Source organism: Clostridioides sp. ZZV15-6388 (assembly GCF_020657755.1).
Taxonomy (GTDB): Bacteria; Bacillota; Clostridia; order Peptostreptococcales; family Peptostreptococcaceae; genus Clostridioides.
Genome location: NZ_JAGWCU010000059.1, coordinates 1 through 10248, shown reverse-complemented (window position 1 = coordinate 10248; position 10248 = coordinate 1). Strand labels below are relative to the sequence as shown.

Below are 10248 nucleotides of genomic sequence, written 5' to 3'. Positions count from 1 at the left end.
AGTATTTTACTTCTAAGAACATGAAAATCAGTTGTTACAATTTTTACTTTTATATCTTTTATTCTTTTTCTACTATGCTCTTCTATCTTTAGCTTTGAATATTTAAAGTTTACATAATATAAATATAGTTAACTTTTTAGGCGCATTTATAACCCAAGCATCTAATTACACATTTAAATGGATTTTAAGGAATTTTATATGGGATAGGTATAAAACACCGCATGATTTTATAGAATGTATTTAAAATCTAAAATACAAAGAGGTAAATTTTAGATGAAATTTATAAAAAATAAAATTTATGAATTTAATTAAAAAATTAAAAGCGAAGTTTGTTAAAATAAAAAAACAGAAACGCAAATATTTTCGATGGAAATTTATGTAGTATAACTAATTTTTAATTTAAAAAGAATTTGAATGGAAATAAAATTAGATGAACTCTTTATGATAGAAATATGGTATAGCTAAAACAAAAAAATTATAAAGTATAAATAATTCAATGCAAAAACTATTTAGAGTAATAAATTAATATGTTTGATTTCTATAAATTTTAAAAATATAAATACAAAGATAATGTTTATGAGAATCATAAAAAGAGGAAAAATCAATAAAAAAATCCAAAAAAATTACTGACATTTCACTGACAAATAAACAAATTATATTTATGTAAGTATTGAAAAAGCTGCATTTATAAAAAAAGGCATAAAATATTATATTTTATGCCTTTTTTTATAAATATATGGATATATACTATTTAAAATATAGTAACACATATTCATTATATTTAGAAAAGAATTTTATTCCTATTGTATATGAGGAGAATACTATTTTTTTATATTGGAATAATAATAGTAAATCTATAATATAGAAAAGAGGTATTTATAGTATGCATGAAAATAAAAAGAATCTATTAGATGGAAGCTTAGCTCAATATAATGATGCAGCAGTACCAAAAATACCAGTATTTGCTGGTAATGATATAACTTCAGAAGTTTATTATTTTAAACCTAATCAAGTTCTTAATGCCCATAGACATCCTAATGGTGAACAAATATTTGTTTTCTTAAAAGGAGCAGGGAAAATGAAACTTGGGGAACATGAATGTGATGTAAAAAAAGGTGATACTGTTTTTGTGCCAACAGGAGAATGGCATGAAATTACTAATGGAAGCAATGAGGAAATGGTTGCTGTTCAAATCACAAAAATCAATGCTGGAGCAGAATACAGAGGATAGATATATAGGTATTCTTACAATACTTTGATTTCTATTTTTTAATATAAACTTTAATCTCACTTATAAAAAGAGTCTTTTAAAAGACTCTTTTTATAAGTTTTGTAAGCTTTTAGTTAAAATTGATACATATTTATTTTATATTTTTTATTGCATTATTTGCAAACTCAGTGTTTACGATGTCTTTATAAGGTGCTTCTTTATCTAATTCCTTAGCTTCTTTCATAACATCCATTAGTTTATTTAAGCCTTCTTCTTTTAATACAGGGTTTTGAGACCATGCATCTATTGACTTATATCTATCTACAACTGTTATTAAATCTTCTAGAGAGATATCTTCAAAGAAAGGTTGCATAGCTTCTGCGATTTCTTTACTAGGAGCTTTTTGAACCCATAATTGACCTCTATAAACAGCATTTGTAAATCTTTGAATTAAATCTTTATTATTTTTCATGTAAGATCTAGTAGTAGAGTAAGCTGTAAATGGTATTTCTCCAGAATCTTTTCCTATAGATGTTACTATATATCCACTACCTTCTTTTTCCATAGCAGTTGCTGTAGGTTCAAATGCTGTTGTAAAGTCACCTTCACCACCTGCAAAAGCTCCAGCCATTACTCCAAATTGGTAATCAGTTTGTTTATAACATTGAAATATACACTTAGCTCTTTGGTATGGTAGGGTATAGTATTAAAGAAAAGTCATCGCATTTTTGATTAGGTTCTTTTTTATATATAGCATGGTCAATCATAGTTTTAAGTAATATATTTTTTAGATAAGGTTCTTTCTCTTCTGTGTATTCTCTTAAGACTTTTTCAAGTTGAGGAATGATTTGCATTCTAACAGTACTTTTTTTCTTTGCTATCTCAATATCTATATTTACTTTATTTATAGAACTTTTAACATCTTCTATGCGTGATGTAAGTATATTTGAACGTTCTATAAATACATCTGAACTATATATTCCTTGTTCTAAAAAATCATGTAATCCTCCCTTTTGCTTTTCTAGGCTCTCAAGCTCTTTTTTTAAACCTGTTAAAGTACATTTTAAATTATCTTCAAATTTATCTTTAAAAGTAACTTCTTCCTGTTTTAAAGATAGCTTATAATCTGTTAGCCATTTACTTAAAACATCTAAAACTTTATTTTCTAATATGTATAATTTAGTAGATTTATTTTTACAATTAGTGCAGACTATATATTTCTCATATCCACTTGATGTTGTATTAGATTTTGCAACTAAAGTATAGCCACAATATCCACATTTTATAATTCCAGCTAGAGGATTGGTTATTTTACTGTTTGGAGTAGGTGAGTTACTGCGTTTTTTTCTTATATATTGTGCTTTATTCCATATTTCTTCGCTTATTATTGGTTCATGTTTTCCTTTTGCTTCCATTTGTTCATCAATACATCTAGTTCTACTAGAATTTCTTTTCCTCTCAACTTTATTCCATACTATGTATCCGCAATATACTTTATTTTTTATAATATCCCTTACACCTTTTTCATACCAAGTTCTACCTGTTGTGGTTTTATAACCAAGTTCATTTAGATACTTTGATATTTTACAGGCTCCAACTCCTTTTAGATACATATCGAATACTATTTTAATAACATTTGCTTTATCTTTATTTACTACAAGTATTCTTTCTTTGTTGCTTAAGTATTTAATATCATATCCATAAGGAGGAGACTGAGCAATAAACTTACCTTCTTCAATGCTTTTAATTTTTCCTCTTTGCATACGCCTAGATATTAACTTTAATTCCTTGCGAGCCATAAAAGCTTCAAATTCGGAATATTCTTCATCAAATTCATCATTTAAATCATAGGTTTTTCTAGGAGTAATAATTTTTGTTTTGGATTTTTTAAATGTATCTAATATCAACCCTTGATCTTGCATATTCCCACGTCCTAAGCGGTCAATATCCATTACTAAAACAGCATCATAATTATTATTTTTAACTTCATCTAGTAATTCCAACATCTTAGGTCTATATTCTATACTTTCTCCAGAAATAAGCTCTTCCTTAATATCAATTACATTTAAGTTTTGTTCTTTTGCTAGTTTTAGTAGAGTTGTTTTATGTCTACTTAAGGTTTCAAACTCGCCTCTGTGTTCTGCTTCTTCATCAGCCCTGCTTTTTCGTAAATAAATAGAAACATTCATTAAATCACACTCCTTGAATATATTATATTCAGCAGTAAACTGATTATATTTAAAACATAAAAAATAAACATGTAAAAAATAGATTTTATCTTTTAACATGTTTATTTTGACAGATATCAGAATTTTTATTTTTGAAACAGAAGTTTACATTTTTATAAATTTCAATCTTATATTTTTATATAACTTAAATTTAAAACTACTTTTTTATAACAGGTATCCATACTTCAAACTTAGCATTTTGTGGGTCTGGATTTAAGTAAAGTTCAATATCAGGACCATTTTCATACTCATATCCAGAAGTAGGTAACCATTCTGTTACAATACGTTTTTCTAGTTCTTGTATCGCTTGTGGGCATTGTCCTTCTCCAGAAAATATTGCCCAAGTAAAAGGTGGAATAGTGTATTCATCTAATGTATCATCTATGGACGCTGTGCTTGCAACAGAGATAAAGTATTTCCACTCTTCTGAATCATTACACACACTTACACCTAACACACCTTTTAGTTGGCTATTCATCATAGGTAGTAGTTTTTGAATGGTTCCATCTAATGCAGATTGTTGCCACATTTTTGGAACAATCTCAAAGTTTTTTTCTAACTCAGTGTGAAGGCGTTGAGATACACCCACAATACGAAATGCTTCTTTCTTTTCAATTCTATAATTCATTTCTTCAGCTCCTTTTATAGTAATTTTAAAGCTAATTGGAGGAAAGGCCTTCAAGTTTATTGTTTCTTCTTTTTTTATAATCGATGGTGCAATACCGTGAATACTTTTAAAGGCACGATTGAACGCTGTTGGAGAAGAGTATCCATATTTTAAAGCTATATCAATTATTTTTTTATTATCATTTTGTAATTCTACAGCAGCCAAAGACATTCGTCTGCGTCGAATATACTCAGAAAGAGGTACATCTGCCATATAAGCAAACATTCTTTGAAAATGATATGTAGAACAACAAGCTATTTTTGCCAGTTGTTCATATTCAATTTCTTTTGTTATATTTTCTTCAATATAGTTAATTGCTTTGTTTAATCTTTCAATCCATTCCATAAAATCAGCTCCTTATACTTTTTATAATACGTATTTTTAAATAATTCTTCCTCTCTTTTTATGCACAAATTAACTAGCATAATAAAGTATAAATTTAATATTAAAAATTAACTTAAGTATTAAAGTTATTAATTATATAACTTTTTTATATTTAGTATATCATAGTTTAACACTTAATTTTATTAGAACATAATAGTTTTAATTTGATATATATCACCTCTAATTAAATACTTAATTGTATAGATGATTTTGGTTATATATTGATATTTTTCACAATTTATACTAATCAAGTATTTATAAATATTAATTGAGAATAGGACAATTTTTAATATACATAAAATGTAAAAAGGGAGGGGATTTGCATGCCAAAGATAGAAAAAGATTTGGATGGTACAACTACTATAACATACCTTGTTGATGATGTAGATGTTCCAACAGACGATAATGGTTATAAAATATCCATGACAGTACTACATGGAAATACTGTATGCCATGTAGTATCTCCTGAAACAATCCTAGGAAGAAAGTTTACAGTAGAGGAAAAACGGGATAAAGATGATATAATATATGAAGCAATAGAAAAAATAATGATAGATAGACAATTAAAAGTACAAAACTCAAATAAAGAAGTTGCTAGTAATTAGCACTTCTTTATGAAATAAAGTAGGACAAATATCTTTAAAAACTTAATATTAAAACTACAAAATTTAATTTATAATAAATCTTTAATTAATAATATACTTATTGAGACTTTGATTATATATGATAATTTTATTATAATAATGATGTACATACTATTGAGATTATGGATAAAAAAATTAATGATGTACGATACATTCATACTTTTAAATAAAATATAGACTTTATATAAACTGTACCTTAAATTATTTTTATCATAATAAAATACCTTCATTAGAATATTTAATATTGAAAATCAAATATAGTTATTAAAAATAAAAGCTTTCTCTAAGTTTGTGAAATGTTTGGAGATAGCTTTTATTTTTTTGGATAGTATATAAATTTCAAATCATTGTTGATAAATATTAGAAAATATTTTTTTAATACTGACTTTTTGAAGCTTTAAATCGTTATATAAGATAGTAAAAGTAATTTATACTATATAAATCAAATTTATAAGGATAAAATTACTTGAAGTTTTCAATTTACAAAATACTAAGGAGGAAGATTATGAAATTTGATATAATGGAGTTATTTGTGTATGGATTACCAATATGGGTAATAGTTAGAGTAATTTCACTTATAAATAAGCATAAGAATAAGGAAAAGTATATTTTTTTGAAAGAAATAATTGTTAATCTATTTATTCTTTATTTATTTATATTAATAAGTTTAGTTATCTTGCCAATAGATACAAATGAAAGCTATTTTTCGGGATTTACTATTTATGAAAAAATGAATATAAATCTATTACCATTTAAAGATTTTTTAGAAGGTGAATATAAAAATACAAATCTTCTAAAAAATAATTTAGTTGGAAACACCTTGTTGTTGTTCCCATTTACATTATATCTATGTTTAATAAAATCAAGTGTAAGAAATATTAAAAAGGCAATTGCAGTTACCTTTTTAATATCATTATCAATAGAAATTATTCAATTAATCATGAACTGCTTATCTATAGTTCCACAGTTAAGGGCTGTAGATATAGATGATTTGATAATGAATACTTTAGGTGGTTTTATTGCATACATTACATTTAAATTGTCTTATCGAGGAAAGCTTAAATATTTTATAGACAAGATATACATAAATAAAGAATTAAATAGTAACTCAAAAGAGGTTCTTGAGGATGATATTAAAAGTTATAAACACGATACTTTAAGAGAGGATAATTAAATTATAGTCAATGCTTAGTTTTATATATTATATTTAAATTTAAAATAGTTATCTATAAAAATTTGATGATAAATAAAATAAAGAATAAATAAGGTATTATCTAAAGGTGCAAAGTCACTTAAAGATTACCTTTGTTTTTAAATGTAAAATAATAAATTAAATTTTTTAATACTTACTTTTCTTTAATTTAAATCGTTATATATAGTGACGGAGGTGATAATAGTGAGTGATGCTAGGATTATAGCACAAATAAAAGCAGGTAAAAAAGAATTGTTTGATACTTTAATTGAAAAACATTATAATAGCGTCTATTGTTATTGTTATCGCCATGTAGATAATCAAATGACTGCACAGGACTTGACTCAAGATGTATTTGTAACAGTTATAAAAAATATAAGTAATTATAAACATTATGGTAAATTTGAAAATTATTTATATGTTATTGCTAGAAATAAGTGTAAGGATTTTTGGAAGAAAAAACAACCCCTCTATTTAGAGTCACTAGACAAAGAGGAGTCTAAGCAAGAACTAGTAGATGTAGAAAACAAAATATTTGTAAAAGAAGCTTTGACTAAATTGCCAGAAGTAGAATTTGAAGTAGTAATTTTGCGGTATTATCATGATTTAAAATTTAAGGATATTGCTAAGATTATGGATTCAAGTGTATCTGTTACAAAGTATAGGATGAATATGGCCTTAAAAAAATTAGAAACATATATGGAAGGAGGTAAACTATGAACAAGAAAAAAATTAAAAAAAGTTTAATTGAGTATACAGTTCCTAAATATGAAGCTTCAGCTTTTGAAAAGACTATTGAAACCATACATAAAATGACGTTTAGTAATACTGATAAAAGAATGAATAGTATAGATTTTTTTATGTCTCAAATTGGTTTTATACGAAAAAGAACTTGGATTATGCAATTTCTAGTGTTATGTACAATATGTATATTGCTATTCAATACATCAAGAGATAATAACTCATTTTATGAGATGTTAGCCTTGGTTTCTGTAGCAGCTCCACTTTTTATATTGACCAATATAGAGGAGATAGCAAAAGTATATAATAATAGTGTATTGGAAATAGAATTTTCAACAAAAAATACATTACATAAAATTATTGCTACTAGAATGATTGTTTTTGGAGTAAGCGATTTATTATTTATGTGCGTTATCTTATTACTAGCAAAACAAATAATTGATATCAATATCTTGTATATAATAATTTATATATTAGTACCTTTTAACTTAATGTGTATTGGATGCTTAGAAATTATAAATAGAAATAAAGGTAGGTATACAAATTACTATTGTATGATTTATGGTATATCTCTTGTCTTGTTAATATTTATGCTTGGTACTTTCAAAAATAGTATATATCAATTTGAAGCAATAGACCAATGGTTAATTATTTTTTTAGTAACATCAGTAATATTAATATATGAAATAAAAAAAACATGGAAACATCTTTGTTCATTTGAAAACATTATCATTTAAATAATAAATAACAATATACAGTATTAGGAGGAATTGTATGGAACTGAGTTTAGAACGTCTAACAAAACAATATGATAACAAAATTATAGTAGATAGGATAGAATTCAAGCTAAATGAAGGTATATATGGATTATTGGGAGAAAATGGAGCAGGAAAAACAACTCTTATAAGAATGATTTGTGGGGTATTAATCCCAACTTCTGGAGAAGTGAAGGTAGATGGTAAAAATAATTTAGATATGGGAGAAGATTTTAGAGATATGATTGGATATCTTCCTCAAGACTTTGGATATTATCCAGACTTTACTGCAAAAGAGTTTATGTTATATATAGCTTCATTAAAAGGGTTAATTCCTAGCTACGCAAAAGAAAAATCACAAGAATTATTAGAGATGGTTGGATTATCAGGTGTAGTTAATAAAAAAATAAGAACATTTTCTGGTGGTATGAAACAAAGACTTGGATTTGCTCAAACGTTACTTAATGACCCTAAAATTTTAATACTAGATGAACCAACAGCAGGTTTGGACCCAAAAGAAAGAGTCCGTTTTCGTAATTTGATTTCAGAATTTTCTAAGGAAAAGATTGTAATTTTATCTACTCATATTGTATCTGATGTAGAACATATTGCAGATAAAATTTTAATACTGAAAAAAGGAAATCTCATTTTGGAGGGCTCAGTAGAAGCAGTAACATCGAAAATAGAAGATAAAGTATGGAAATGTGTGGTTAATAAAAATGAAGTAGATTATATGACTGGTAAATATTGTTTAGCAAATATTCATCACTCTGGAGGTGTTGCCACTCTTAGAATTATAAGTAATACAAAGCCACATGATAATGCATGTAATATAAGGCCAACATTAGAAGATTTATATTTATATTGTTTTAATGAAGTACTATAAATGTGTGTGAGGTGATAAATATGTCTACATTAATTAAATTTGAATTAAAAAAGATAATAAGAAGAAAATCTACAATAGCAGTTATTTTAGGAAGTTTGGTTTTAAGTATATTTCTTTTTGCCTTAATGCCACTTAAAGAAAAATCTTATGATGATAATGGAAAAGAGTATAGAGGTCTACAAGCTATTGAACTTGGAAAACAACAATCTAAATTAAACGAGGGATACATAACAGATAAAAAAGTAGAAAACTCAATCAGAAAATATCAAAAGATATTTAATAATCCAAATAATATTGTAAAAGATGAAAATGGTTTTTCAAATTTTAAACAAGATGTTTATTTGAGATTCTTTTACCCAAATAAAACTTTTTATAACTTTATAACAGAATCATATAGTGAACCAAATGATATTAATTCTATGATACTTCAATCAATATCATTAAAAAATAGAACTAATTTTTATAAGTTTAGAAATGAAAAGGTAAATACAATATTAAATAGTGAATATTCAGATGGAAATTATACACAAAAAGAAAAAGAATTTTGGTTATCTAAGAATAAGAAAATAAACGAACCCTATTTAAATGGATATTATGAAGGATGGAATTATTTTTTACTGGGTAGAGACCTACTAATTTTTACTATATTAGCTATATGTATAAGTATAGCTTCTGTATTTTCAGGAGAATATCAATCAGGCACTGATTCATTGATATTGTCTTCTAAATATGGAAAAACAAAAGTTATAACAGCTAAAATAATAAGTTCCTTTCTATTTGGTACAATTGTTTTTACAATAAATACAATTATATCTATTGGAATTCTTCTATTGTCCTTTGGAGTAGATGGATGGAATTTACCATTACAACTTACTGTAAGCTCAACACCATACCCAGTTACATTTTTACAGGCAACTTTATTGAGTATTTTGGTTATCTATATGATATTAATAGCATTAATTGGATTTACACTTTTATTATCCTCTTGCATGAAATCGCCTTTTCCTGTTTTAATTACAGATATAGCGTTGCTATTTATACCACTGTTCTTAAAATATAGTGAGACAAATTGGCTATATAATCAGATTCTTCGAATTTTGCCATCAAATGCTATTTCATTCTCATTTTCTGAGTATATAAACTACAGATTTGGAAGCTTAATAATAGATTTACCTACAATGATTATTTTTACAGGTTTAATATTATCAATTATTATTTTACCTTTTATTAAGAATAACTTTAGAAAACATCAAGTTAGTTAAAATACATAATATAAAAATAATAACATAAAAAAGATATAAACGAAGAATTCTTCATTTATATCTTTTTTAGATTATATTGAAATTAAACTTAGTAATAATTATATAATATGTATTTTAGATGCTATAAATCACAGTTATAAATAGACTGATTTTTGTACATCAGTTCTTACATTAACATTGCCTGCTTTTAAATTTTCTCCAATAGTAAGCCCTTTGTCTTTTAAAACATATTCAAAAGTCATTAATGGAACTCCACCTTTTCTACCACCTAATATTTCT

The 10248-nt window shown here is 25.5% G+C and carries 10 protein-coding genes; 7 read left to right on the top strand and 3 right to left on the bottom strand.

The window, feature by feature from the left end; all coding sequences use genetic code 11:
- Positions 1 to 883 precede the first annotated feature (883 nt).
- Positions 884 to 1231 carry a cupin domain-containing protein gene (locus KGF48_RS19390; protein WP_227828086.1) on the top strand — a complete coding sequence of 116 codons (348 nt, stop codon included), beginning with the start codon at positions 884 to 886 and terminating at the stop codon, positions 1229 to 1231.
- A 130-nt stretch (positions 1232 to 1361) separates the two neighbouring features.
- Here the strand turns inward: KGF48_RS19390 and KGF48_RS19385 are convergent, their stop codons facing one another.
- From KGF48_RS19385 to KGF48_RS19375, 3 genes are all read right to left on the bottom strand, one after another.
- Positions 1362 to 1841, bottom strand: coding sequence for an ABC transporter substrate-binding protein (locus tag KGF48_RS19385; protein WP_227828085.1), 480 nt, complete (start codon positions 1839 to 1841; stop codon positions 1362 to 1364).
- A 46-nt stretch (positions 1842 to 1887) separates the two neighbouring features.
- Positions 1888 to 3399 carry a recombinase family protein gene (locus KGF48_RS19380; RefSeq protein WP_227841453.1) on the bottom strand — a complete coding sequence of 504 codons (1512 nt, stop codon included), beginning with the start codon at positions 3397 to 3399 and terminating at the stop codon, positions 1888 to 1890.
- Between the two features lie 196 nt (positions 3400 to 3595).
- A complete protein-coding gene (locus tag KGF48_RS19375) occupies positions 3596 to 4450 on the bottom strand; it encodes an AraC family transcriptional regulator (RefSeq protein ID WP_227841663.1) in 855 nt (284 codons plus the stop codon).
- A 362-nt stretch (positions 4451 to 4812) separates the two neighbouring features.
- Here KGF48_RS19375 and KGF48_RS19370 point away from each other — a divergent pair, with 362 nt between their 5' ends.
- The 6 genes from KGF48_RS19370 (at position 4813) to KGF48_RS19345 (ending at position 9969) form a co-directional block, all read left to right on the top strand.
- Positions 4813 to 5094 (top strand): hypothetical protein, encoded by a 282-nt coding sequence (locus KGF48_RS19370; protein ID WP_227828082.1) that lies wholly within the window; start codon positions 4813 to 4815, stop codon positions 5092 to 5094.
- Between the two features lie 544 nt (positions 5095 to 5638).
- The gene (locus KGF48_RS19365) at positions 5639 to 6307 is read left to right on the top strand and encodes a VanZ family protein (RefSeq protein WP_227841163.1); all 669 of its coding nucleotides are present in this window, start codon (positions 5639 to 5641) and stop codon (positions 6305 to 6307) included.
- Between the two features lie 222 nt (positions 6308 to 6529).
- Positions 6530 to 7045 (top strand): RNA polymerase sigma factor, encoded by a 516-nt coding sequence (locus KGF48_RS19360; RefSeq protein ID WP_227841164.1) that lies wholly within the window; start codon positions 6530 to 6532, stop codon positions 7043 to 7045.
- The gene (locus tag KGF48_RS19355) at positions 7042 to 7803 is read left to right on the top strand and encodes a hypothetical protein (protein ID WP_227841165.1); all 762 of its coding nucleotides are present in this window, start codon (positions 7042 to 7044) and stop codon (positions 7801 to 7803) included. Before KGF48_RS19360 ends, KGF48_RS19355 begins: the two co-directional genes overlap by 4 nt.
- Positions 7804 to 7840: 37 nt before the next feature.
- The gene (locus KGF48_RS19350) at positions 7841 to 8707 is read left to right on the top strand and encodes an ABC transporter ATP-binding protein (protein WP_227828078.1); all 867 of its coding nucleotides are present in this window, start codon (positions 7841 to 7843) and stop codon (positions 8705 to 8707) included.
- A gap of 20 nt (positions 8708 to 8727) precedes the next feature.
- Complete coding sequence (locus KGF48_RS19345) at positions 8728 to 9969, top strand: ABC transporter permease (protein WP_227841166.1); 1242 nt, start codon at positions 8728 to 8730, stop codon at positions 9967 to 9969.
- Positions 9970 to 10248 lie beyond the last annotated feature (279 nt).

Coding starts and splice junctions, on each gene's coding strand:
- KGF48_RS19390 (WP_227828086.1), top strand. CDS start 884: ATGCATGAAAATAAAAAGAATCTATTAGATGGAAGCTTAGCTCAATAT.
- KGF48_RS19385 (WP_227828085.1), bottom strand. CDS start 1,841: ATGGCTGGAGCTTTTGCAGGTGGTGAAGGTGACTTTACAACAGCATTT.
- KGF48_RS19380 (WP_227841453.1), bottom strand. CDS start 3,399: ATGAATGTTTCTATTTATTTACGAAAAAGCAGGGCTGATGAAGAAGCA.
- KGF48_RS19375 (WP_227841663.1), bottom strand. CDS start 4,450: ATGGAATGGATTGAAAGATTAAACAAAGCAATTAACTATATTGAAGAA.
- KGF48_RS19370 (WP_227828082.1), top strand. CDS start 4,813: ATGCCAAAGATAGAAAAAGATTTGGATGGTACAACTACTATAACATAC.
- KGF48_RS19365 (WP_227841163.1), top strand. CDS start 5,639: ATGAAATTTGATATAATGGAGTTATTTGTGTATGGATTACCAATATGG.
- KGF48_RS19355 (WP_227841165.1), top strand. CDS start 7,042: ATGAACAAGAAAAAAATTAAAAAAAGTTTAATTGAGTATACAGTTCCT.
- KGF48_RS19350 (WP_227828078.1), top strand. CDS start 7,841: ATGGAACTGAGTTTAGAACGTCTAACAAAACAATATGATAACAAAATT.
- KGF48_RS19345 (WP_227841166.1), top strand. CDS start 8,728: ATGTCTACATTAATTAAATTTGAATTAAAAAAGATAATAAGAAGAAAA.